This window comes from Ancylobacter amanitiformis (assembly GCF_030814815.1).
Taxonomy (GTDB): Bacteria; Pseudomonadota; Alphaproteobacteria; order Rhizobiales; family Xanthobacteraceae; genus Ancylobacter; species Ancylobacter amanitiformis.
In genome coordinates this window covers 1-21,641 of sequence record NZ_JAUSVR010000023.1, presented here as the reverse complement: position 1 = coordinate 21,641, position 21,641 = coordinate 1, and the positions used below count along the sequence as shown (strand labels likewise).

Here is a 21,641-nt window from a genome sequence, read left to right as displayed (position 1 = left end):
GGTTGAGGGCTGGGAGAGAGGCTTCCGGCGCCCGTGATGGAGGTTGATCCCCATGAACATGCAGGTTCTGGATGCCGGTCGCGACGTCAGTGGCGGCTACAAGGTGGATGTCACGCGCGGCGAACGGGTCGGCCGCGTGTCGTCGGAGTGGTTCTCCCGGCCGGATGACCAACGGTTCCTGTCACTCGGCGAGCTGGCCGCGATGGTGCGGGGCCGGGCCGATCACAGCCGGTCGCGCCTCGTTGAGACGCCCCGCATCCATGTGGAGGCGAGCCGCTCCAATGCCGAGCGGCTGGCGTTGGTGCTCCCCGGGGCGGATGCGCCCGTCGAACCGAACCATTGGTCCTTCGGCCAGCTCGCGGCCCAGGTCGGGGCGCCGGCCGCCTATCTGCGCCAGCTTCCCGCTGCGCTAGCTGGCATCAATCTGCAATATGGGCTGACCTCCCACCGCGCCGAGCAGATCAAGACGTTTGAGACCGCCAATGGCCGCGTCGAACTGCGCGCGGTGACCGGCCCGGACTATGGCCGGATCTACGATCATGAGCTGGTCGAGGCGGTGCAGCGCATTGCCGGCAACGGCACCGGCGACACGCGCTGGAAGGTGCCGGGCGTGCTCGACTGGTCCACAGGCGTCTATAATCCGCGTGTCGACATCACCAAGGATACGACGACGCTCTACGCCTCCGACCGGGACGTCTTCCTCTTCCTGGTCGACGATCTGAACCCGATCGAGGCCGGGCGTTTGCCCGACGGCTCGCCGGACCTCTATTTCCGGGGCTTCTACTGCTGGAATTCGGAGGTGGGCGCCAAGACGCTCGGCATCGCCAGCTTCTATCTGCGTGCCGTGTGCCAGAACCGCAATCTCTGGGGCGTCGAGGACTTCCGGGAAATCACCATCCGCCACTCCAAATACGCGGCCTCGCGCTTTGCGCATGAGGCGGCCCCGGCACTCACCCGCTTCGCCAATTCTTCGCCGATGCCCTTCGTCAACGGCATCAAGGCGGCACGGGAGAAGATCGTGGCGCGCACCGACGAGGACCGCAGCGATTTCCTGCGCAACCGGGGCTTCTCCAAGGTGGAGACAGCCAAGATCATAGATACTGTGCTGGCCGAGGAAGGGCACAAGCCGGAGAGCATCTTCGACTTCGTGCAGGGCATCACTGCCGTCGCACGCGACAAACCCCACCAGGATGCCCGGCTCGACCTCGAGGGCCGGGCCAAGAAGCTGCTCGATCGGGCGGCCTGATTTCCGGAAAGCCGGAGATGCGGACATCCGTGCCTCCGGCTTTCCGCTCTTCCGCATCCACGGTTCTGCGGCGCTGCCTTCCAGAGTGAGAGGGCGGCGCTGCGCTTCGTGACGGGTTGGAGGCTGAGAGAGAGGCTCCCGGCCGCCCGTCGCGGAGGTGCCTTCCATGGCGACCAATGTTCAGAAGATCACGCTCTCGCCCTCGCGTGACATCCCCTTCAACAAGCTCCTGCTCAGCCAGTCGAACGTCCGGCGCATCAAGGCCGGGGTCTCGATCGAGGAATTGGCCGAGGACATCGCCCGCCGCGGCCTGCTGCAGGGCCTCAGCGTTCGGCCTGTCGTCGATGGCGCCGGCGTCGAGACGGGCATGTTCGAGATCCCGGCCGGCGGGCGACGCTATCGGGCGCTGGAATTGCTGGTGAAGCAGAAGCGGCTCGCCAGGACCGCGCCGGTGCCCTGCGTCATCCGGGAAGGCGGCATCGCCGAGGAGGATTCACTCGCCGAGAACATCCAGCGCGCGCCGCTGCATCCGCTCGACCAGTTCCGCGCCTTCCTCGCCCTGCGCGAGAAGGGCCAGTCAGAAGAAGAGATCGCGGCCGCCTTCTTCGTCTCCGTCGGTGTCGTCAAGCAGCGCCTCAAGCTCGCCTCGATCTCACCGGTGCTGCTGGAGGTCTATGCCGAAGACGGCATGACGCTCGACCAGCTCATGGCCTTCACTGTCTCCGGCGACCATGCGCGCCAGGAACAGGTCTTCGAGCGGCTGAAGACCTCCTATGACAAGCAGCCCTATGCCATCCGCCGCATGCTGACCGAAGGGGCGGTTCGCGCGTGCGACAAGCGGGCCCAGTTCATCGGCCTCGAGGCCTATATCGAGGCCGGCGGCACCATCCTGCGCGACCTGTTCCAGGGCGATGATGGCGGCTGGCTGCAGGATGTCGCGCTGGTCGACCGGCTGGTGGCCGAGAAGCTCAAGGCCGAGGCCGACGCTGTCACCACTGAGGGCTGGAAGTGGGTCGAGATGGCCCCTGACTTCGCCTATGGCCACACCTACGGCTTGCGCCAGCTGCGCGGTGAGGCCATTCCACTCACTACGGAGGAGGAAGCCAGCCGCGACGCACTGAAGGCGGAATATGATCGCCTGTCCGAGACCTATGCCGAGGCGGACGAACTGCCGGAAGAGGTCGATGCGCGGCTCGGCGAGATCGAGACGGCGATCGAGGCCTTTGAGGCGCGTCCGATCACCTTCGATCCGCTGGATGTGGCGCGCGCCGGCGCCTTCGTCAGCATCACCCATGATGGCACGCCGCGTATTGAGCGCGGCTATGTGCGGCCCGAGGACGAACTGCCGGTGGAGCCCGAAGCCACCGTCGAAAACGCTGGGCCTCATCTTGTCGCGGCGGCGGCCATGCGTACCGGCGAGGCCGTCATGGCAGATGCGCCGATGCCCGAGCCCGAGGAGGACGAAGGGCTGTCGGCGCTCTCGGACCGGCTGATGACCGAGCTGACCTCGCACCGCACACTCGGCCTGCGCCAGGCGCTGGGCGAGCGGCCGGAGGTCGCCTTCCTCGCGGCCCTGCATGCCCTGACGCTGAAGAGCTTCTACCGCTACGGCTCGGATAGCTGCCTCGAACTCGAACTGAAGAGCGTGGCTTTCAGCGCGCAGGCGCCGGGGCTGAACGACAGCGCCTCGGCCGCGGCGATCCACGCCCGGCATGAGGGCTGGGCCAAGGTCCTGCCGAAGGACTCGGCCGATCTCTGGGAGGCTCTGCGGGACTGGGACAGCGACAGCCACTCCGGCCTGTTCGCCCATGTGGTGAGCCTGTCGGTGAACGCCGTTCATGAGGCCTGGAACCGGCGCCCGCGCGCGCTCAACCATGCCGACCAGCTCGCCCGGGCCGTTGACCTCGACATGGCGGCCGCCGGGTGGAGGCCGACCGTGGACAATTTTCTCGGCCGTGTCACCAAGGCCCGCATTCTGCAGGCGGTGAGCGAGGCGAAGGGGTCGCGTGCGGCAGAGCGCATCGCGCACCTGAAGAAGGGCGACATGGCCCGCGAGGCCGAAACGCTGCTGGCCGACACCGGCTGGCTGCCGGAACCGCTGCGCGGAGCCGAACCGGAGGCCGGCGAAGGAACGGCGGCGCAGGACGGCACAACGGCCATGGGCGAAGACGAGAGTCTTGAGGATACTGAAGACACCACGGACATCCCCCCTGCCGTGGCGGCGGAGTAACCCTCAACACGATCCTGAACCTCGGCCCGCCGGCTCTGTCGGCGGGCCTTTATTTTTGAAAAGCTCGCCATGTCCGGGATTGCTCACGATCTGTCGCGCCGGCTCGCCGATCGGGCGGAGGCGGCCTGCCGTCACTATCTCTCCAATGGGCGCCGAGAGGGCCGCTACTGGCTGGTCGGCGATATCAGAAACACGCCCGGCCGCTCGCTCTTTGTCCGGCTCCAGGCATCCGCGAAGGGCCCGGCGGGCAAATGGTCCGATGCCGCCACCGGCGAACATGGCGATCTTCTCCACGTCATCCGGGGATCGCTGGGGCTCCTCGACTTCGCAGATGTTGCCAAGGAAGCGCGGACGTTTCTCAGCCTGCCGCATCCCGATCCGGAGCCCTCAGCACCACGTCGCTGTGTCACACCGGCTCCATCAGGGTCGGTCGAAGCGGCTCGCCGGTTGTTCGCCATGTCGCAGCCCCTCGCCGGGACCCTTGCAGAGACGTATTTGCGCCGACGCGGCATTACGCTTTTGCACGGAGCCGGAAACCTGCGCTTCCATCCGCGCTGCTACTACAAGCCTGACGACGGCCCGACCGAGACCTGGCCCGCCATGATCGCCGCCGTCACCGATCTCACAGGCAGGATCACCGGCGTACACCGCACCTGGCTCGCCCCCGACGGTTCGGACAAGGCTCCGGTCGACACGCCGCGCAAGGCGATGGGTGATCTGCTTGGATCTGCCGTCCGGATCGGTGTGCCCGGTAGAGTGATGGCGGCAGGCGAAGGTATCGAGACCATGCTGTCGCTCCGGCAGGTTCTGCCCAACATGGCGATAGCACCGGCGCTTTCGGCATCGCATCTGGCCGCCAACCTGTTCCCACCTGCCTTGAGGCGGCTCTATATCGTTCGCGACAACGATCCTGCCGGTGACGCCGCGCGGGACACGTTGATCGAACGGGCGAACGGCGAGGGGATCGACGCTATTTGCCTGTCGCCAGCACTCGGGGACTTCAACGAGGATCTCCAGCGGCTCGGTTGCGATGCCCTCCGGACGGGTGTTCGGGTGCAACTCGCCCCAGAGGACGTGGCGCGCTTCATGAACCTGGCCCCATAGCCGGAGCGGGCCGAACCGCGATCCGTGGCTGCCACACCCGCAAGGATGCGTCAGTCACGGCAAGAGGACCGCGCCTTGTGCCTTCGAGAGGGCGATCGGCCGCCAGCCGGGCCGGATCGGCAATGGCTGCCGCCGACGATTTTCCGGCGCGGCTTTCGGGCCGCTTTCCATCGCGAGGCAAAATCGCCGGCTTATCGCCATCCTCCGCTGGCGCTGCGGCCCTCTCGCTTCGCTCCGGGTGCAGGTCCGTCCCGCCCGACGGCTTCGTCGCCATGAAGGCCGCGAAGGTCGCGGTCCAAACCGACGGAGCATCCCATGAGCGCGCATGACGACCACGAGCCGCACCACGTCTCATCCCCGACCGAGCAGCTGATCCAGGAGTTGCAGCTCCACGGCCATCGTCCTTCCGAGGATGAGCGCGACCAGCGCCCGCCACCGGAAGACCGCCTCATCGAAGGCGCCATCGCCGACATCTTCGATGCCCTGGTCGCCACGATCACCGACACCAGCCTCGATGCCGACCTCCCTGATCTCCTCTGGTCGACCGTCAACATGTTCCACCGCGCCGTGGACCGGATCGAACAGAAGCTCGACGACAATGAGCAGGCCCAGAAGCAGCTTCAGCGCGAACAGGACGGCTCGGAGGTGAAGTCTCTCGAGCTGGAGCGTCTGATCGACATCGGCATGAACCTGATCGGCCGGCGCGACGGCATGGAATCCTTCCGTGAGGCCGCCGCCGACCGCTACCGTATCGCCACCGGCTCGCCATGGACGCCACGGGCCGGCTCACGGGTCAACCATCGCCATCTCACCGCGGCGCTGATCGATAGCCGGGATTTCCTCGCCGCCAGGAGGCGCGCGGATAACGAGGTGCTCGTGCCCGCCGGGCCAAAGATCGCCTTCTCGGGTGGTGACACCGCCGATCACAGGCAGATCTGGGCCAAGCTCGATCAGATCCACGCCAAGCACCCGAACATGGTGCTGCTGCATGGCGGCTCGCCCAAGGGCGCCGAAAAGATCGCGTCCCTTTGGGCCGACAGCCGCAAGGTGCCGCAGGTGGGCTTCAAGCCCGACTGGACGAAGCACGCCAAGGCCGCGCCCTTCAAGCGCAATGACCAGATGCTGAACGTGGTGCCGATCGGGGTCGTGATCTTTCCCGGCACCGGCATTCAGGACAATCTGGCCGACAAGGCCCGCAAGATGGGCATCCCGGTCTATCGGTTCGGATCCGGCGGCGCCTAAGCGTCGCCGCAACCCTGCATCTTGAATGTGATGGCAAATCCTCTATTTTGCTATCAACGCTATCAGATGTACTGGGAGGCGCCATCATGCCCGCAGTGACGATCCGCAACCTCTCCGAGGCAACGCACCGTGCCCTCAAGGTGCGCGCGGCCCAGCATGGCCGCAGCACCGAAGCCGAGATGCGCGAGATCCTTGAGACCGCCGTTCGCCCTGACGCGCGCCTCCGGCTCGGAACGGCGCTCGCGGAACGCAGCCGCCGCCTCGGCCTGACCAATGAGGATATCGACGCCCTCAGCCCGGCGCGCGACAGGATGCCTGCCGAGCCGATGAGTTTCGAATGATCCTTCTCGATACCAACGTCATCTCGGAGGCGATGAAGCCCGTCCCCGTCGACGCCGTGCGGGCGTGGCTCGACGAGCAGGCGGCCGAGACGCTCTATCTCTCCAGCGTCACCATCGCCGAACTGTTGTTCGGCATCGGTGCGCTGCCCGCGGGCAAGCGCAAGGACAGGCTCACCGAGGCACTGGATGGGGTGATGGAGCTGTTCGCCGACCGAGTCTTGCCTTTCGATATCGCTGCCGCACGACGCTATGCCGACCTCGCGGTCAAGGCGCGGGCGGCTGGCAAGGGCTTTCCAACGCCCGACGGCTATATCGCTGCGATCGCAGCCGCCCGGGGCTTCACTGTGGCCACGCGCGATACCAGCGCCTTCCATGCCGCCGGTGTGGCGGTCATCAATCCGTGGAACACGCCACGCTGACGGCTTGCCACAGGCAGCACGTGTTGCACCTCGCAACCCGGCGGCCTGCGCAGTAACCCGCCATCACGGTCTCCTGACCGGACGACCATCCCCGCTTCACGACGCTGATCCTTGGGTCCAGCCGATGGCCTGACGCCATCAACCCATGAAGGGTCGGACTACGCTGCGCGTGCCGCCGCTCCGGCTGCGCCTCACGCGGTGATTGCGGCCAACGGCCGGCCCTTTGGGGCGCCTGTCAGCGGGGGATGGACCTCCGCTCGCGCAGGAGCCAGGTCGATGTCCGCCCAGATCGCTCACGCCTTCGCCTTCAGCCTCGCCACCACCCTGATGGCCACCGTCGTGATCTTCCGCGCCGGCGACGGCACGCTCTCCGTCACCCCGGCTGCCGAATATGACGGCGACGAAGCCGCGATCGTCCGCGAAATCGACCCGTTCGCCTCTTGAGAGGCGAACAGGCGGCCATGAATGGCGGAGACGGCGTGCGCTCTTGCTCCGACGCCAACGCCAATCCCGCCGGTGCATCGTGGTGGTGGAGGCGCATCGGTCTGATTTTATGGAGCCGCCGCTATGATCTTCATCGGCATTTTCCTCAGCATGGCGACAATCGCATTCTTCTGCTGGCTGCTCTTCACGCTGGCGGTATTCGCGTTGCCGCTGTTTGCGGGCATCACGGCGGGCACATGGGCCTATGACACCGGCGCCGGATGGCTCGGCGTTGTTGTCGGCCTTGCCGCCGCTGGCCTGACTTGCGCCCTCGGCCAGTTCCTGTTCACGATCGTCCGCCCGATATGGGCGCGTCTGCTCATCGCTGCCATGTTCGTCGTCCCGGCTGCAGCGGCAGGCTTCCACGCCACCCATGGCATCGTGAAGCACACCATTCCCTTCCAGACGTGGCAGATGGTGTTTTCGATCCTCGGAGCCGGCGTGGTTGGCATTGTCGCCTTCGTGCGCATCACCGGAAGGAAGGCGTTCGGCCCTTCTGACGGGCACAGCTCCCCTCCCTGACACCGCGATGCCGTTCGGCGCACCAGACAGCGAATGGCATAGCGTCCGCGTCAACCGGCTAGGCCGGGAGGGAGCGGAGATCCGGCGCGCCGGCTTCGCCCTCTGATGCGGCAAGATTGGTGCGCGTGGAGGACGGCGGCCGCGTCGCAGCCGAAAGACCTCTTGGGGCAGAGCATTCGCGACGTTGGAGGGACGGGGAATGCGCAGCTTGGCCAAGCTCAGGGTATCGTCCGCCGATGCTGACTGGTCGGGTCTCGATATCCGGCGCGAGGGCAGCCACCTCTCCGTCATCCATCCGCCCGTGCCCGCTCCAAACGGCCTCTTCAATGGCCTGATCTGGCCGAAGGACGGCTGCGCCTCGAGCGCCTATGCCACAACGGCTGGTCCCGACTTTCTTCCCCTGCCGACGCCCACCCCGCGCTGCGCGGGGACCCCGGATCGCCGTCATTCCTCGCGAAGCAACAAAGTCGCGCCTGTGCCGTCCTCCGCTGTGCTGCGGTCGCAATCCTCACCCCATCGCGCCAGCGCGACGGGGACCCCGAGGCGATGTAGCGTCGCTCGCCTTCGGCCTTTCGATCGCCATCGAGGCCGCAATGGTGCGGGCTCAGAAGACAGGACGGAGACGGAACATGGCCACCATCGGCACCTTCAAGAAGACCGGCACCAACGAGTTCACCGGCGACATCGTGACCCTCGGCGTGCAGGCCCGGGGTGTGCGCATCATCCCCGACACCCGCGCCACCGGCGAGAACGCTCCCAGCCACCGGGTCCTGGTCGGCCGCGCCGAGATCGGGGCCGCCTGGTCCAAGCGCTCCACCGAGGGCCGCGACTATCTGGGCCTCAAGCTCGACGATCCGAGCTTTACCGCGCCGATCTACGCCAACCTGTTCGACGATGAGGACGGCGAAGGATTTTCGCTGATTTGGTCGCGTCCGAACGGACGCCGGAGCGACTAAGACCTCGCCCGGATCAGGGCCCCGGCCTCACCGGCCGGGGTCAGCCGGGCGGACGTCACTTATCGTCAAGCGGCAGAACCAACTCGACATGGCTCACATCGAGAGCACGCGCCAGCTCATAGAGCGTGATGATCGTCGGATTACGCCGGCCTCGCTCGAGACCGCTTAGATATTGCTGGCTCAGACCCGAGCGCTCGGCAACCTGTTCCTGCGTCAGGTCCTTGGCCTGACGCAGGCGGGCGAAATTTCGTCCGACCAGCTTGCGCATATCCATGCGCAAACCGATCGCAATTCCGACATCCCGAGTTTATCAACTATAATATGTAAACACGTCTGGCCCGCATTGGACCCGATCCGTCCAACCCGAGTCTGCAGCGTCAAACGGTGGTGTGTGCGATCGCGACACGATGAAGGCCAAAGACGATGTGGTTGCGCTGGATATAGCCGACCGCCCGGATATCGCCGGCTCGTAATGCGCCCGCGATCTCGTTGAGTTCGCCGGCGAGATCGGCGAGTTGTTCCTCGAAGAAGGCTTCGATCACGCTGTACCAGATCCTTGAGGCCTGGAAGTAATAGCGCTCGTGGGTCTCGCGTAAAGCGTGATTAGCGATGAGCCGGTTGGTGGCGTGATGGAGCTCATGATTAAGCTGCCAGAACGCCTCCATGTCCTGATGGACTTTCAGGGTCCCCAGTCGGTCCTGAAGCTCCAGGATCGTGGAGAGCGCGCGTGGCACCTCACCTTCCGCGGGAAACTCTCCCATCATTTCGCTCAGGCGCAACCGAAACGCGTAAATATCGCGGAAGGCGTTGGGATCGACACCGGTGACCATGGTTCCGACGCCGTTGCGGGTCTCGGTGAGCCCATCATATTCCAGCCGCTGCAGCGCCTGGCGCACCGGCGTGCGACTGACTGTGAACTCCTCAGCAAGCTCGTGTTCGCCGAGCAGCATCCCCGGGGGATAGCGCAGCAGACAGATCCGGTCGCGCAAGGCCCGGTAGATGTCCGTGACCTGACCGCGCGGTGCCCGCGTCCTTGAGTTTTCGCTCGTCGCGCTTTCGCTCACTCAATGCTCCCGAAGCAGAATGCCATAATCATCCCGCCGGTCCGCGATCCCGGCAAGACGCAGGCAGTCCCACATCATCGCCTGATTGCTGGTCACAACGGGTTTGCCGATCCGGCGCTCGAGTTCCTCGATGATGTCGAGAGACCGTAGGGCACCACAGCTGATGAAGAGCGCCTCGGCCTCAGTGCGATCGACGCTGAGGGCAAAATCCAAAATGGCTTCCGGGGTCACCCTCACCATATCGGCATCCTTCTCGATGCCCAATCCCTGCATGTGAACGATCTCGAAGCCGCGCGCCCCCATGTAGCTGCGCTCGATGGCATCGACTTCGGCAAGATAGGGCGTGGCAATGGCAATGCGACTCACCTTTAGTGCCTGCAGTGCACGCATAACCGAGGTGATTAACGAAGTGGCCCGGGCGTTGGGCTTGCCCCGGTTCAGTTCAGCAAACACCTGATCCTCTCCGATGACGACGCTGCCCGAGGTGCAGGCATAACAGACGACATCAAGCGGCTCCTCCGGCAGGAGCAGGCTGGCGGCATCGCCAATGCCCGAGGCCATGGCCGCCAGTGTATCGACGCTGACCCGGTTCGCCATGGGTGCGCGCGTGAAGTGAATGCCCACGCCCTTTGGCCGGAGCGTGAACATGTCGTCCTCGATGGTCTGTTCCATCGCCAACAGCACAAATCCGATCTTTGCCCGGTGATGGCGACCAGCATCGCTCTCGATCTCACGCACGCCTCTGCCCCCTTTGATGTATGCAGCTAAGGAAGAACTCCTGGTCAGAATAGTCAATAATCCTGTATTGACAATGCAATTCACACCTCTTTATCGTGAGGCACACCATAGCTGCATACAGGTTAGCAGATGACAAGCCCCTTTGAGATGCGCACGCATCTTCTCGCCCGGTCTCTCGAGAGCGCCGGCCTCGGCCTGGCCCTGCTCAGTGATCCGGACTCGATCGCCTATTACGGCGGCTACTGGAATTATCTCGGCATGGAATTCGGGCGGCCGACACTGATGATCATGCGTCCCGGTCAGGCTCCGGTGATCCTCACTCCGCTGATGGAATCGGACATGTGCGCCGCCATGAGCTGGGTCGGGGACATCCGACCCTGGACCGACGGCGGCCGGGAATGGCGGGACCTGCTCATTGGCCTGTTGGGCAGCCCCGCAACGGCCACGCCGATCGGAATCGAAGCGACCCGGCTGCCGAATGTGATCGCCGCCGAGATCAGGGAGCAACTTCCCGCGCGCATCCTGACGGATATTGCTCCGCTGATCGCCGAGCAGCGCATGATCAAGTCGCCAGACGAGATTGCCATCATGCGCCAGGCCGGCGAGGTTGCCATCGCCATGATGGATGCAGCCGCGGACGCGATCGGTCCCGGTGTGCCCGAATTTGAGATCGCGCTCGCCGCCATGCAGTCCGGCACGCGCCGTGCCGCATCTCTGCTGCGCGATCCGCAGGACCGCTACGTCTCGCCGCTGATTCACAATCTACAGATCCTGCAGTCAGGCACAGACACCTGCATGGTCCATCGCCGCGCCGCCGTGCGCCGGCTGGAGCCGGGCGATCCGGTCTATCTGTGCTTCTGCGGCATGGTGAGTTTCCGCAACTACAAGCTCGGCTTTGACCGCCAGTTCTTTGTGGGGGCCATGACTGACGAACAGGCACGCATCCAGGAGGCCTCCGTGGGTGCCCAGCGCGCTGCGCTCGCCACAATTCGTCCCGGCATACGCTGCGAGGCTGTCAATGCGGCAGCGGAAGAGGCCTATGCGGCGGCTGGCTTCTCGCCGGGCTATCGAACCGGCCGCTCGGTCGGCATGTCGCTGCTGGAGGCGCCGGAACTCAAGCGCGGTGAAACGCGTGAGCTACGGGCCGGCATGACCTTTGCCGTGGATGGCGGCATTACCGTGCCCGGCAAAGGCGGCGGACGCATCGGCGACTCCATCGTCGTGACCGAGGACGGTTTCGACTATCTCACGCCTTATCCTCGCGACCTGAAGGTTCTTTGAGGAAGGGGCCGTAGACGCGAGGATGAAACGTGACGGGGACCGCTTTCACGCGGGATCGCGGCCATCAGGATGTCTCGGCGGGGACCGGCGGCATCAGGTCTACCGCGCACTGAAGACACGGGCGCTGCTCTACAGGTTCCGTCCTGGGCAGCATCTGGCCGTCGTCGAACTGTCGGATCAGCTGAAGGTCAGCAATACGCCCGTGCGCGAGGCGCTGATCCGACTGCATGCCGAAGGCCATATTGCCGCTGTTCCCGCGCGAGGTTTCTTCGCTCGCGAACTGCGCCTGCGCGAGATGCAGGAAATCCATGACCTCCTGCAGCTTCTCCTCCGACACAGCCTCGAAGTGGGAGCATGTAAGGCATCATTGCGCCCTTTGCCCGACCTGGGACCTCCCCCCTTGACGCCGTGCGATCCAAGGACGGCCGTTGCGCTGGCACGCCGAACCGAAGCCTTGTTCATCGCCATGAGCCGATGTACGGGCAGCGATGTGATCGAGCGCAACGTGATCGATCTGTGCGAGCGGACCCATCATGTTCGCCGCTGCGCCTATCGATCATCCGATCTGCCGCGGTCTCTGCATGCCTCACTCACCGCCCTTGCCTCCGCGCTGGTCGACGGAAGAATGGAGGCGGCCGAGGGCGCTCTGAATAATCATTTCCGGGTTCTTGAGGTGGCGCTGCCGGATCTGGTCATGCGCGCACTCGCGACATCCTTGATGCAGGAATAACACGTGTGATCGAGAAAAAATCACCTCGCTCGCGTAATGTCCGGAAAGGCGGACACTGTGGATCTCAATTCTCCCAACCAATCGGTCCGCCTTCAGAAATGAGCTTGATGGTACCCGCACTATCCCCCGCAGTAAATCTTACTTGGGGACGTCTTACGCCGCCAGCCTGTAAGGCCGCACCAGGACATCCGCCGGCAGACCCCACTCCTTGCTCAACTTGCCGATCATATCGACGGTCAGGGCTCGCTTGCGGCGCAGGACTTCCGATGCGCGCGGTGCGGAGCCGAGCAGTGCGGCAAGATCCTGCTGCGTTCGCCCGGTCGCTTCAAGGAAGGCGCGCAGCGCCTCGACGGGATCGGCATCCGGCAGCGGAAAGTGCCGCTCCTCATAGGCCGCGATAAGTTCCGAGAGCACGTCGAAGCGGTCTCCTTCGATTGAATCAGGCTCAGGCTGCTGCTCGAAATAGCGTGTCACCTCGGCCAGCGCCCACTCATAGTCCGCGTCGGTCTTGATCGGTCGAATGTCCATCAAACGGTCTCCGGATCTATGGCGTCATATTCAGCGTGAGTGCCCACGAACTTGATCAACACCCGACGGAATGGATAGGCGACGTGGACGATGAGTCGGAACTTGTTGCCACCGACATCAAAGATCAGGCGGTTGTCCCCTACGAAATCCACGGTAGTCCCGAAGGTCGCTTTCACGTCCTGAGGGCCGGCCCACGCGGCCTTCGCCACGCGGGCATACCAGAGCACGAGTGGCGTCTCAGCTTGCGGATAGCGCTCCCAGAAGAGCTTGAGAGTCCGGCGAGCGATGATCTGCATAGGAGCTTATAGCGAATTCCCGAATCGGGAACAAGGCATTTTCCCAGATTGGGAACGTCATCTCCACAGGCGGCACCACTCGGAGTTGGATAGTATCCGTAGCGCCCGTATCCCTAATGCGCATAGAGCTCCCGCTGCTCCGCCAGCGGAGACCGCATGACGGTGCCATCATCCATCTCGTCATTCGGCTCGATCCAGCCGGCCAGACCCACCCGTTCCAGCGCGGCGCCGATCGCCAGCAGCTTCATGTCCCGATGATGCGCACCGATCAGTTGCACCCCGATCGGCAGGCCGTCACCGTCCCGACTGATGGGAACGGTCAGCGCGGGATGACCGGTCAGGTTGAACAGGCAGGTGAAGTGCGACAGCGCATTGCCGACAGGCACCGCAACGCCCGCTAGCGTCACCTGCTTCTGATCCAGCGCTGGCGCGACGATCGGCGTCGTCGGCGTCATCAGCACATCGATATCCTTGAGCCGCTCGCTGACCTCGGCCTGCTTCGCGGCGATCAGCCGGAGCGCCTGCACATAATGCTCGGCCAGGATGAACTGGCCCTGAAGGAGCCCCTCACGGACATCCTCGCCATAGAGATCGAACCGGCGCTGGAGATTTGTCCGGTGCCAGGCAAAGGCCTCGACAAGTTGAACGGCCAGCGAGGCTGTGCGCACATGGGTGGCGTCCGGCATTACCACGTCGATAATGTGGGCCCCGAGCCGGCGGCATTCCGCGATCAGCTGCTGTACGCGCAAGGCAATGTCGGACGCTACATTCTCAAGATAGGCTCCCCTGGGCACTCCAATGCGCAGCCCATGCAGCGAGTTACCTCGCTCGGCATGATCGGCGTTCGTTGCCAAGATGGCCTCATCCGCCTCGCGAACGGCCAGGAAAACCTCGGTCGCGTCCCCGCAGCTTCGGGCAAGAATCCCGGCATGATCCAGCGACCAGCAGAATGGCACCACACCCTTCAGGCTGATCTGTCCATGGGTCGGCTTGAAGCCGACAAGGCCGCACAGGCTAGCGGGAACGCGCACCGAGCCGCCCGTATCGGTGCCGAGGGCAAACATTGCCGTCCGGTTGGCGACCGCAACGGCGGAGCCGCTGGAGGATCCGCCCGCCAGGCGGCCTGGATCATGTGGGTTAGCCGGCGTGCCGAAGATAAGGTTGGCGCCGGTGATGCCGTAGCAAAACTCGTGCAGATTGTTCTTTCCCAAAAGTATGGCGCCAGACGCCTTGAGGCGTTCAAGCGCCTGCGCGTTTCTGATCGGCCGGTAATCGTCCATGGCGCGCGAGCCTGCCGTGGTCGGCAACGTCACTGTGTCGAACACATCCTTGCAGGAGAAGGGTATGCCGGCGAGGCGCCCCGATGCGCCAGCCCGTTCCACCCGGCTAGCGCACGCCAGAGCCTCTTCCGCTCCGATCGACACATAACTGAGATCGCGACTATTGCGCGCTTCGGCTCGCGCCAGAAACGCCGCGGTCACCTCTTCCGGCCGGACCTCCCCGGAGACCATCAGCCGCCGGAGCTTGCGCAAGGACAGACGCGTGAGGTCGCTCATTGGCCTGTTTCCTGGAAAGGGGGGATTGCCGGTCCGATGTCGGCAAGATCCTCATCGGCGAGCCTCTGCAGGCCTGCCAGCAGATCGCCCAGGCTACTGACGAGGCCATGCCCCGCCCCATGTACCAGCGGCGCCAACGTCGCTGAGGGCCAGTCACGCCCGGCAAGCCGCCCAGCGACGTTGGCCAGGAAGTCGGCGTCGAGCCAGTCCTGACGGCTCATCTGCGTGCTCCTGCCGATCGCGCCGAGCGAGCGATCAGCATCGCTGCGAGCATGATGATGGTGACGAGAAGCACCATGAGCGTCGCTGCTGCGAGTACGGCGGGACTCAACTGATCCCGCACACCCGACCACATCTGCAACGGAATGGTGCGCTGGTCATAGCCAGCCAGGAACAGGGCGATGACCGCTTCATCGAAGGACGTGACAAAGGCGAACAGAGCACCTGAGGCGATGCCGGGCGCGATCAGCGGCAAGGTCACCTTGAAAAAGGCGGATAAAGGCGGCGAGCCCAGAATGGACGCCGCGCGCAGCAGGCGCTCGTCAAAGGTGGTGAGCGTGCTGCCGACCGTCACCACCACATAGGGCGCCGCCAACGCGGTATGGGCCAGGATGATACCGGTGAAGGACTGAGTGAGCCCCAGCGGCGCCAGGAAGAAATAGACCCCCGTGGCGAACAGGATGACCGGCACCACCAGCGGCGACGCGATGATGACAGCCACCATCTTGCGCGGCCGCGTCGGTAGCCTCCGCAATCCAAGCGCCGCCATCGTGCCAAGAAGGGTTGCCAGCGGTGTGACGACGGCCGCGATGCTCAAGCTGTTGCGCAGCGCCAGCCGCCACTGCGCGCTTTCCGCGATTTCCCGGTACCAGCGCAGCGACCATCCAGCAGGATCAAGCTGGAGCATGGCCGGCGTGAAGGAGAAATACGGCTCCGGATTGAAGGATAGCGGCACGATCACGAGGAGTGGCAGGACAAGGAAGGCCGCGATCAGGCCGCAGAGAAGATAGAACCCGAAACGGGCGAGCCGGTTCATGCGCGCAGCCCTCCGCGTTCGGCGAGGCGCGGCAGCGTCAAAGCGAGGAGCAGAACCGCAAGCAGGAGCAACGTCCCAAGAGCGGCCGCCAAGCCCCAGTTCAGGCTCCTCTGCATGTGGAAAGCGATCTGATTGCTGATGAGCTGGCCGGTTCGTCCTCCCACCAGGGCCGGGGTGACGTAATAGCCAAGCGACAGGATGAAGACGAGCAGACCGCCGGCGGCGACGCCGGGATAGGTCAGCGGAAGATAGACGCGGGCGAAGGTCCGCAGTGGATGCGCTCCCAGGCTTGCAGAGGCGCGCACATAGGACGTCGGCAATCCAGCCATCACCGAATAGAGCGGAAGTACGAAGAAGGGCAGCAGCACGTGAACCATGACGATGATGGTCCCTGTCATGTTGTAGATCAGGTCGAGACGACCGGTCTCGCTAATGAGGCCCATCGCGAGGAGCCCTTCATTAATGACACCGCGCCGCTGCAGCAGCACGATCCAGGCCGTGGCGCGCACCAGCAATGAGGTCCAGAACGGCAGCAGCACCAGGAACAGCAGCAGCGTACGTAAGGAGGGGCCGGACGCTGCCATGGCATAGGCATAGGGATAGCCGAGCAGCGCACAGATGAGGGTCACCAAGGCGGCGACCCAGGCGGTCCGTAGGAAGAGATCGACATAAAGCCGCCGCACCTCCTCCTGCCGAACCAGCGCACCATCGGCCGTCACGGTCACATCAAGCGCGTTGAGCAGATGCCGCCCCGTCCAGGGCGAGGTTACGCGCGCCAGAATCCGCCAGAGGTCGGGATCGCTCCAGCCTGGATCGATCCGCGCAAGCTGTGTGTCTGGATTCTGTTCCAGCTCTCGCGCGGTGACGTCGATCAGCCTGCGAAGTCCGTTCTGTTCGCGGTTGAGGCGTTGGGCGAGCCGGCCGATCTGGTTGGTCGCGCTCGCCTCCTGCAAATCCGCGGTGACGGCTTCAGCGGCCATTTGCGGAACGCCGATCCCGTCCCATCGAGCGAGAGCCTGCCGCGTACGCGGCATGAGATCGGTGATTTCCGGATCATGGACGCTGCGCAGAAGCATGGTCGCGATGGGCGCCAGGAAGGCGATGGCGATAAAGGCGACCAGGGGAAGCACGAGCGCCCAGCCGGCGCGGGAGGGCGAGGCCGCGTTCATTGGACCAGCCACGCCGCATAACGTTCATTGATCGCATCGCCATGAGTGGTCCACCAGGCGGCATCGAAGGCCAGGGCGTTGCTGAAATTGGCCGGTGCCGTTGGAAGCGTCGCGGCGATCACCGGCGCGATCAGCGGCTGGGAGGATCCACGCACAGGACCATAGGCGATGTATTTGGTCTGCTCGGCCAGCGGAACGGTTCCAGTGGCAAAGCGCACGAAATCAAATGCGGTGTTCTTGGCTTGGGTGCCGGCGACAACGGCATAGTAATCCGCGTTCCAGATCTGCCGATCCCAGATGATCTTCAGCGGCTTGGCGTCGTCCGAGATCGCCGACTGCACGCGCCCATTATAGGCAGCGGATAGCGCCACCTCGCCATCGGCGAGAAGTTGGATCATCTGCGCCCCGGTCTCCCAGAAGACGGCGTGATCCTTGATCGTGTCCAGCTTGGCAAAGGCACGGTCGAGACCTTCTGGCGTTGCGAGGACACGATAGACCTCGGAGGGCGTCACGCCATCGGCCATCAACGCCCATTCAAGTATGGCGTGAGGACGCTTCGGCAGTCCGCGGCGGCCCGGAAACCTCTCCAGATCGAAGAAGTCCTCGACCCGACTCGGCTTGGCATCGGGAAAGGCCGGATCGCTGAAGGCCAGCACATTGGACCAGATGACCGTACCGACACCGCACTCATGCAGGGACCCAGCAACGAAGTCCTTGATGGCCGGAACCCCATCGGAGCCTGCCGGCAGTTGCGCCGGATCGACCTTCTCGAACAGTCCGTCGGCGCAGCCACGATCAAGATCCTGCAACTCGACATCAACGATGTCCCAGTTCACCGTGCCCGAACGGACCTGGGCGGTGAGCTCGGCAAGTCCCCCGTTGTAATCGACCGACTTGATCGTCACGCCGGTTCTGGCGGTGAACGGATCGTACTGCGACTTGCTCTGGCTTGCCGTGTATTGGCCGCCGAAGGAAGCGATGGTCAGAGCGTCCGCCGCGCTCGCAGGGCCAGAAGCAATCAGAAGGCAGAGAACGGCTGCGGACGACACTTTCGGGCACGCGATAACCATGGTGAACCTCCTTGAGATGGGAAGGGTGCGCTCAGGCGGCGAAGGCCCGGGCGTCCTCTCGGCAGAAGCCGAGAGCGATGGTCGCGCCGCGCTCAGGGCACGCGCTCTGGCCGCAATTGGGAAGTTTCCAGATGATCTCGGTGCCGTCGCGCATCCGGCCGCGCACGCGGGAAACCTCCCCGAGATAGGTGATGTCGGCGACCTCCACCTCGACCGATGATCCCTCCCCAGCCTGGGCCGGTCGAAGACGCTCGGGCCGGACCGCAAGGTTCACGCGGTCGCCGATGCGCGCGTCGGCGATGTTTCGCGCTTCAAGGACGGCGCCATCGGCGCAGCGGACATGGCAGAACTCGGTATTGGCGGCGATCACCATGCCGGTGATGCGATTGTTCTCGCCGATGAAGCCGGCCACGAAGGCGGTGCGCGGTGCCTCATAGAGCTCAGAGGGCGTGCCGATCTGGGCAATCCGCCCCGCTTCGAACACCGCGACGCGGTCCGAGAGTGACAGAGCTTCGCTCTGGTCGTGGGTGACATAGACGATGGTCGGCCGCAGCTCGCGATGTAGTCGAAGGATCTCATCCTGCATCTGCTCGCGCAGCTGCTTGTCGAGCGCGCCTAGCGGCTCGTCCATCAGCACGAGCTGCGGCTTGTAGATCAGCGCCCGAGCCACGGCGATGCGCTGCTGCTGCCCGCCGGACAGCTGCGCCGGGCGCCGATCCCGCATGCCATCCAGGCGGATGAGCTGCAGCGCCCAGGCGACACGCTCGGTGATCTCGGATTTGCGCCAGCCGCGCGCCTGGAGTGGATAGGCCAGGTTCTCGCCGACGGTCAGGTGCGGGAACAGCGCATAATGCTGGAACACCATGCCGATATTACGCTTATAGGGCGGCAGCCTGGACACGTCGCGCCCGCCGATCTCGATTGTCCCGGCGCTCGGCGGCTCAAAGCCAGCGAGCATCATCAGTAGGCTGGTCTTGCCGGAGCCCGAGGGACCGAGAATAGTCAGAAACTCGCCCGGGTGAACGTCGAGATCAAGCGCGTCCACCACCTTGGCGATACCGTCATAAGTCTTGTCTACGCGGCGCAGCACCAGAGCTTCCGCCTGGGTCCCGTTGCCTGATGGCTCCAGCGCGCTCGTCACCTTCATCAGCATGAGCACCCTCAATCGTGATCACCCAGCATGAAGCTGGTGATGCGGTTGAGAGTGCGGGCAATGTGATTGCGCCGGATGAAGCCCACCGCGCGGATATCGCCAGCGGCGAGCGAAGCCAGGATTTCGGTGATCTCGTCGGCTTGTGCCGCGACCTCAGCCGCCCAGTTGAGTTCGGGCAGGATCTCGAGATAGGCGCGGATCGTCTTGTAGTAGAGAACCTCGGAAACCTGCCGGTATTCGGCATTGCCGGAAAGATGCAGGATCTCGTCCTGAAGCCGGTGGCTAATCTGGGCCAAGGCGCGCACATCGACCTGACCGCTCAGTGGTTGGCATTCGGCCAGAAGCTCGCGGAGCGTCGCGGTAATGGCGTCGAGCATGGACGCTGGGTTGAGGTCGCCGAGCAGTTCGGCAAGCTTCATGCGCAGCGCATAGGCATCGCGCAGGGATTTGAGTTCCACCGACGTTACCATCGAGCCGACATTGGGTGTGGTCTCGATCAGCCCTTCATTCTCCAGCGCCTGCATCACCCGCCGCATGGGGGTGCGGCTGACACCGAATTCGCGCGCGAGCTCGGCTTCGCTGAGTGCCGTCCCGGGCGGGTAAATCAGAAGACAGATGCGGTCGCGCAAAGCGCGGTGGATCGCGGAAAACCGCTCCCTCGGCGTGGGTCGGCTCTCAACAGTCACTGTCATGGCGGCCTCCTATTGTCCAAGTGGTACATCTTAAAATATGTATCGTCAACGACAGCGTTCCGGATTCGCCAACCGGTATACCGGTTTGCACCAAATGAGATAAGCTGATGAAATATCTGGTACATTCCTGAATGTAGTTTGCTATCGGGAGCTCCCGCCGCGAAAATTCCTCGCTATCACACGCGGGAATGCGAAGGCGGATAATGTCGATGAGCGGATCTGAAACGAACATGCGGGCGGCCAAGCACGATTTCTCGCCTACCTATGACCAGCCCTGGCCGCAGGCCTATTATCTGGCCCATCTCGCTCTCGACTACATGATCTGCGACCGTGCCAAGCCGGTGTTCGAGACCATCATCACGCGTCTCCGCCGCCAGCGGCCGGATCGACCTCTCAAGATCGTGGACATCGGTGCGTCCTACGGGCTCAACGCGGCCCTGCTGAGCGCTCCGCTCACCTTGGACGATCTCTACGCCGCCTATACCCTGGCGGATGGACCGCTGGCGTCTCAAAGCCTTGAGGATCACGAAGCCTTCTTCACGCACCACAAGCTGCGGGAGGACCTTGAGATCGTAGGCCTGGATCCGAGTCGGCAGGCGTTGCGCTACGCCCGTGACGTCGGCCTGATTGGAGCAGCCGTGACAGCCAATCTGGAGACCGAGGAACTCTCTCCAGCGGACCGTGAAGCTCTCCGTGACACGGATCTGATCATCAGCACGGGCTGCGTCGGCTATGCGACCGTGCGAACATTCAAACGGGTCTATGAGGCGACCGCCGCGTCCCGCCCCTGGGTGGCAAGCTTCGCGATGCATCCCTTCGGCTATGGGGACATTGCCGCGATGCTGGCGGGGTTCGGTCTCGTCACCACCGAGTGCCCCCACCTTCGGCAACGCCAGCGCCGGTTCTCCACCGCGCACGAACGCGCCTCCATCCTCGCCTTGATGGCCGAGCAAGGCATGGATGATCGGCTGGAGCGTACGACCGGCTATATCTACGCCGCCTTCCACCTGTCGACGCCTCGCGAGGACGGTGCATGAAGGCGCAGCGGGATATTGCCGCCATTGCGCAGCGCCTGGATCCCTTCCTGCTGAAACATTGGCGGTTCATTCTAGCCGCGGCGGAAGAGGGCAGCTTCCGACGGGCAGCGGACCGGCTGGGGGTGCAGCAATCGACGCTGAGCCGGCGTATTCGTGACATTGAAGATGCCATGGGGGCCACCCTTTTTTCCCGGTCCCATGCCGGCGTGCGGCCGACTTTCGCCGGCCTTCGTCTGCTGGGACCCGCGCGGGAGATCCTGGCACAGGCCTCGCAGGCCGCACTGGCGGTGGAGCGCGCCGGAACCGCGCAGGATGGCGTACTTCGCATCGGTCTACCCTCGATCACATCGGGCGCCCGCCTCACGCAGCTGCTTCATCGCTTCCTACAGGTCTGTCCGCACGTCCGTGTCGAACTCGTCGACACGGATCCGGAGTCGCAATGTCGGGCGGCGCGGCGGCATGAACTTGATGTCGTGATTCAAGCCGGGGCATCAGCGCTGAAGGGCGAGGCCGGACTCGATCTGTGGGACGAGCCTGTGCTCATCGTCATGGCAGAGCGGGATGTTCTCGCCGGTTCGCCCGCGATCGACCTTGATGAACTAGCCGGTCGGCATTTCATTTTCATGGCGGGCGACCCGGCCCTGCCCGTTTTCCTAGGCTCAGGACTCATTGATTACCGAGCCAGAAGATGACGGTAGCGGCGATGCAGATGGCTGAGAAGAAGGTGTGGGCGCAACGATCATAGCGG

The 21,641-nt window shown here is 64.3% G+C and carries 25 protein-coding genes; 13 read left to right on the top strand and 12 right to left on the bottom strand.

The features are described from left to right. The first annotated feature begins 52 nt into the window (after positions 1-52). From QOZ99_RS20285 to QOZ99_RS20245, 9 genes are all read left to right on the top strand, one after another. On the top strand, positions 53-1,246 hold the full coding sequence (locus tag QOZ99_RS20285; RefSeq protein ID WP_306891813.1) for a DUF932 domain-containing protein: 1,194 nt from the start codon (positions 53-55) through the stop codon (positions 1,244-1,246). Positions 1,247-1,412: 166 nt separating this feature from the next. Beyond that, entirely contained in the window at positions 1,413-3,476 is a 2,064-nt protein-coding gene (locus tag QOZ99_RS20280) for a ParB/RepB/Spo0J family partition protein (RefSeq protein ID WP_306891812.1), read from the top strand. A 69-nt stretch (positions 3,477-3,545) separates the two neighbouring features. After that, positions 3,546-4,580: a DUF7146 domain-containing protein gene (locus QOZ99_RS20275; protein ID WP_306891811.1), complete on the top strand. Its 1,035-nt coding sequence runs from the start codon at positions 3,546-3,548 to the stop codon at positions 4,578-4,580. A 315-nt stretch (positions 4,581-4,895) separates the two neighbouring features. After that, positions 4,896-5,822 (top strand): DUF2493 domain-containing protein, encoded by a 927-nt coding sequence (locus tag QOZ99_RS20270; RefSeq protein ID WP_306891810.1) that lies wholly within the window; start codon positions 4,896-4,898, stop codon positions 5,820-5,822. Positions 5,823-5,908: 86 nt separating this feature from the next. After that, complete coding sequence (locus QOZ99_RS20265) at positions 5,909-6,163, top strand: FitA-like ribbon-helix-helix domain-containing protein (RefSeq protein ID WP_306891809.1); 255 nt, start codon at positions 5,909-5,911, stop codon at positions 6,161-6,163. Next, a complete protein-coding gene (locus QOZ99_RS20260; RefSeq protein WP_306891808.1) occupies positions 6,160-6,582 on the top strand; it encodes a type II toxin-antitoxin system VapC family toxin in 423 nt (140 codons plus the stop codon). The genes QOZ99_RS20265 and QOZ99_RS20260 overlap by 4 nt, the downstream gene beginning before the upstream one ends. Before the next feature lie 276 nt (positions 6,583-6,858). Continuing rightward, a complete protein-coding gene (locus QOZ99_RS20255; protein WP_018387548.1) occupies positions 6,859-7,026 on the top strand; it encodes a hypothetical protein in 168 nt (55 codons plus the stop codon). 123 nt (positions 7,027-7,149) lie between these two features. Next, positions 7,150-7,587: a hypothetical protein gene (locus QOZ99_RS20250; protein WP_306891806.1), complete on the top strand. Its 438-nt coding sequence runs from the start codon at positions 7,150-7,152 to the stop codon at positions 7,585-7,587. Between the two features lie 629 nt (positions 7,588-8,216). Continuing rightward, complete coding sequence (locus tag QOZ99_RS20245) at positions 8,217-8,543, top strand: DUF736 domain-containing protein (protein ID WP_306891805.1); 327 nt, start codon at positions 8,217-8,219, stop codon at positions 8,541-8,543. Positions 8,544-8,598: 55 nt separating this feature from the next. Here QOZ99_RS20245 and QOZ99_RS20240 read toward each other — a convergent pair whose 3' ends face one another. The 3 genes from QOZ99_RS20240 to QOZ99_RS20230 all read right to left on the bottom strand — a co-directional run bounded on the left by QOZ99_RS20240 (position 8,599) and on the right by QOZ99_RS20230 (position 10,345). Continuing rightward, positions 8,599-8,817 (bottom strand): helix-turn-helix domain-containing protein, encoded by a 219-nt coding sequence (locus QOZ99_RS20240; RefSeq protein ID WP_306891804.1) that lies wholly within the window; start codon positions 8,815-8,817, stop codon positions 8,599-8,601. 103 nt (positions 8,818-8,920) lie between these two features. Beyond that, complete coding sequence (locus QOZ99_RS20235; RefSeq protein ID WP_306891803.1) at positions 8,921-9,607, bottom strand: GntR family transcriptional regulator; 687 nt, start codon at positions 9,605-9,607, stop codon at positions 8,921-8,923. Then, positions 9,608-10,345, bottom strand: coding sequence for a maleate cis-trans isomerase family protein (locus QOZ99_RS20230; RefSeq protein ID WP_306891802.1), 738 nt, complete (start codon positions 10,343-10,345; stop codon positions 9,608-9,610). A 129-nt stretch (positions 10,346-10,474) separates the two neighbouring features. On the opposite strand from QOZ99_RS20230, the gene QOZ99_RS20225 reads away from it, so the two are divergent. Then, the gene (locus tag QOZ99_RS20225) at positions 10,475-11,626 is read left to right on the top strand and encodes a M24 family metallopeptidase (protein ID WP_306891801.1); all 1,152 of its coding nucleotides are present in this window, start codon (positions 10,475-10,477) and stop codon (positions 11,624-11,626) included. Between the two features lie 22 nt (positions 11,627-11,648). Then, positions 11,649-12,356: a GntR family transcriptional regulator gene (locus tag QOZ99_RS20220; protein ID WP_306891800.1), complete on the top strand. Its 708-nt coding sequence runs from the start codon at positions 11,649-11,651 to the stop codon at positions 12,354-12,356. A gap of 153 nt (positions 12,357-12,509) precedes the next feature. Here QOZ99_RS20220 and QOZ99_RS20215 read toward each other — a convergent pair whose 3' ends face one another. The 9 genes from QOZ99_RS20215 to QOZ99_RS20175 all read right to left on the bottom strand — a co-directional run bounded on the left by QOZ99_RS20215 (position 12,510) and on the right by QOZ99_RS20175 (position 19,856). Continuing rightward, entirely contained in the window at positions 12,510-12,887 is a 378-nt protein-coding gene (locus QOZ99_RS20215) for a helix-turn-helix domain-containing protein (protein WP_306891799.1), read from the bottom strand. Beyond that, positions 12,884-13,180 carry a type II toxin-antitoxin system HigB family toxin gene (locus QOZ99_RS20210; RefSeq protein ID WP_306891798.1) on the bottom strand — a complete coding sequence of 99 codons (297 nt, stop codon included), beginning with the start codon at positions 13,178-13,180 and terminating at the stop codon, positions 12,884-12,886. The genes QOZ99_RS20215 and QOZ99_RS20210 overlap by 4 nt, the downstream gene beginning before the upstream one ends. A 113-nt stretch (positions 13,181-13,293) precedes the next feature. After that, entirely contained in the window at positions 13,294-14,736 is a 1,443-nt protein-coding gene (locus QOZ99_RS20205; RefSeq protein ID WP_306891797.1) for an amidase, read from the bottom strand. After that, complete coding sequence (locus tag QOZ99_RS20200; RefSeq protein ID WP_306891796.1) at positions 14,733-14,957, bottom strand: hypothetical protein; 225 nt, start codon at positions 14,955-14,957, stop codon at positions 14,733-14,735. Before QOZ99_RS20200 ends, QOZ99_RS20205 begins: the two co-directional genes overlap by 4 nt. Beyond that, positions 14,954-15,772: an ABC transporter permease gene (locus QOZ99_RS20195; RefSeq protein ID WP_306891795.1), complete on the bottom strand. Its 819-nt coding sequence runs from the start codon at positions 15,770-15,772 to the stop codon at positions 14,954-14,956. The genes QOZ99_RS20200 and QOZ99_RS20195 overlap by 4 nt, the downstream gene beginning before the upstream one ends. Continuing rightward, positions 15,769-16,941: an ABC transporter permease gene (locus QOZ99_RS20190; RefSeq protein WP_306891794.1), complete on the bottom strand. Its 1,173-nt coding sequence runs from the start codon at positions 16,939-16,941 to the stop codon at positions 15,769-15,771. The genes QOZ99_RS20195 and QOZ99_RS20190 overlap by 4 nt, the downstream gene beginning before the upstream one ends. After that, the gene (locus QOZ99_RS20185; protein WP_306891793.1) at positions 16,938-18,011 is read right to left on the bottom strand and encodes an ABC transporter substrate-binding protein; all 1,074 of its coding nucleotides are present in this window, start codon (positions 18,009-18,011) and stop codon (positions 16,938-16,940) included. Before QOZ99_RS20185 ends, QOZ99_RS20190 begins: the two co-directional genes overlap by 4 nt. Before the next feature lie 31 nt (positions 18,012-18,042). Beyond that, on the bottom strand, positions 18,043-19,164 hold the full coding sequence (locus QOZ99_RS20180; protein ID WP_306891792.1) for an ABC transporter ATP-binding protein: 1,122 nt from the start codon (positions 19,162-19,164) through the stop codon (positions 18,043-18,045). Between the two features lie 8 nt (positions 19,165-19,172). After that, positions 19,173-19,856: a GntR family transcriptional regulator gene (locus QOZ99_RS20175; protein WP_026221112.1), complete on the bottom strand. Its 684-nt coding sequence runs from the start codon at positions 19,854-19,856 to the stop codon at positions 19,173-19,175. A gap of 209 nt (positions 19,857-20,065) precedes the next feature. On the opposite strand from QOZ99_RS20175, the gene QOZ99_RS20170 reads away from it, so the two are divergent. Both QOZ99_RS20170 and QOZ99_RS20165 read left to right on the top strand, forming a co-directional pair. Next, positions 20,066-20,893, top strand: coding sequence for a hypothetical protein (locus tag QOZ99_RS20170; RefSeq protein WP_306891791.1), 828 nt, complete (start codon positions 20,066-20,068; stop codon positions 20,891-20,893). Further along, positions 20,890-21,585 carry a LysR family transcriptional regulator gene (locus tag QOZ99_RS20165; RefSeq protein WP_306891790.1) on the top strand — a complete coding sequence of 232 codons (696 nt, stop codon included), beginning with the start codon at positions 20,890-20,892 and terminating at the stop codon, positions 21,583-21,585. The genes QOZ99_RS20170 and QOZ99_RS20165 overlap by 4 nt, the downstream gene beginning before the upstream one ends. Positions 21,586-21,641 lie beyond the last annotated feature (56 nt).

Excerpts from the sequence above, each read along its gene's own strand:
- QOZ99_RS20220 (WP_306891800.1), top strand. The coding sequence starts at position 11,649 with ATGAAACGTGACGGGGACCGCTTTCACGCGGGATCGCGGCCATCAGGA.
- QOZ99_RS20250 (WP_306891806.1), top strand. The coding sequence starts at position 7,150 with ATGATCTTCATCGGCATTTTCCTCAGCATGGCGACAATCGCATTCTTC.
- QOZ99_RS20200 (WP_306891796.1), bottom strand. The coding sequence starts at position 14,957 with ATGAGCCGTCAGGACTGGCTCGACGCCGACTTCCTGGCCAACGTCGCT.
- QOZ99_RS20180 (WP_306891792.1), bottom strand. The coding sequence starts at position 19,164 with ATGCTGATGAAGGTGACGAGCGCGCTGGAGCCATCAGGCAACGGGACC.
- QOZ99_RS20265 (WP_306891809.1), top strand. The coding sequence starts at position 5,909 with ATGCCCGCAGTGACGATCCGCAACCTCTCCGAGGCAACGCACCGTGCC.
- QOZ99_RS20285 (WP_306891813.1), top strand. The coding sequence starts at position 53 with ATGAACATGCAGGTTCTGGATGCCGGTCGCGACGTCAGTGGCGGCTAC.
- QOZ99_RS20205 (WP_306891797.1), bottom strand. The coding sequence starts at position 14,736 with ATGAGCGACCTCACGCGTCTGTCCTTGCGCAAGCTCCGGCGGCTGATG.
- QOZ99_RS20210 (WP_306891798.1), bottom strand. The coding sequence starts at position 13,180 with ATGCAGATCATCGCTCGCCGGACTCTCAAGCTCTTCTGGGAGCGCTAT.
- QOZ99_RS20255 (WP_018387548.1), top strand. The coding sequence starts at position 6,859 with ATGTCCGCCCAGATCGCTCACGCCTTCGCCTTCAGCCTCGCCACCACC.
- QOZ99_RS20245 (WP_306891805.1), top strand. The coding sequence starts at position 8,217 with ATGGCCACCATCGGCACCTTCAAGAAGACCGGCACCAACGAGTTCACC.
- QOZ99_RS20185 (WP_306891793.1), bottom strand. The coding sequence starts at position 18,011 with ATGGTTATCGCGTGCCCGAAAGTGTCGTCCGCAGCCGTTCTCTGCCTT.
- QOZ99_RS20170 (WP_306891791.1), top strand. The coding sequence starts at position 20,066 with ATGAGCGGATCTGAAACGAACATGCGGGCGGCCAAGCACGATTTCTCG.
- QOZ99_RS20240 (WP_306891804.1), bottom strand. The coding sequence starts at position 8,817 with ATGGATATGCGCAAGCTGGTCGGACGAAATTTCGCCCGCCTGCGTCAG.
- QOZ99_RS20280 (WP_306891812.1), top strand. The coding sequence starts at position 1,413 with ATGGCGACCAATGTTCAGAAGATCACGCTCTCGCCCTCGCGTGACATC.
- QOZ99_RS20225 (WP_306891801.1), top strand. The coding sequence starts at position 10,475 with ATGACAAGCCCCTTTGAGATGCGCACGCATCTTCTCGCCCGGTCTCTC.
- QOZ99_RS20275 (WP_306891811.1), top strand. The coding sequence starts at position 3,546 with ATGTCCGGGATTGCTCACGATCTGTCGCGCCGGCTCGCCGATCGGGCG.
- QOZ99_RS20260 (WP_306891808.1), top strand. The coding sequence starts at position 6,160 with ATGATCCTTCTCGATACCAACGTCATCTCGGAGGCGATGAAGCCCGTC.
- QOZ99_RS20190 (WP_306891794.1), bottom strand. The coding sequence starts at position 16,941 with ATGAACGCGGCCTCGCCCTCCCGCGCCGGCTGGGCGCTCGTGCTTCCC.
- QOZ99_RS20175 (WP_026221112.1), bottom strand. The coding sequence starts at position 19,856 with ATGACAGTGACTGTTGAGAGCCGACCCACGCCGAGGGAGCGGTTTTCC.
- QOZ99_RS20195 (WP_306891795.1), bottom strand. The coding sequence starts at position 15,772 with ATGAACCGGCTCGCCCGTTTCGGGTTCTATCTTCTCTGCGGCCTGATC.
- QOZ99_RS20270 (WP_306891810.1), top strand. The coding sequence starts at position 4,896 with ATGAGCGCGCATGACGACCACGAGCCGCACCACGTCTCATCCCCGACC.
- QOZ99_RS20165 (WP_306891790.1), top strand. The coding sequence starts at position 20,890 with ATGAAGGCGCAGCGGGATATTGCCGCCATTGCGCAGCGCCTGGATCCC.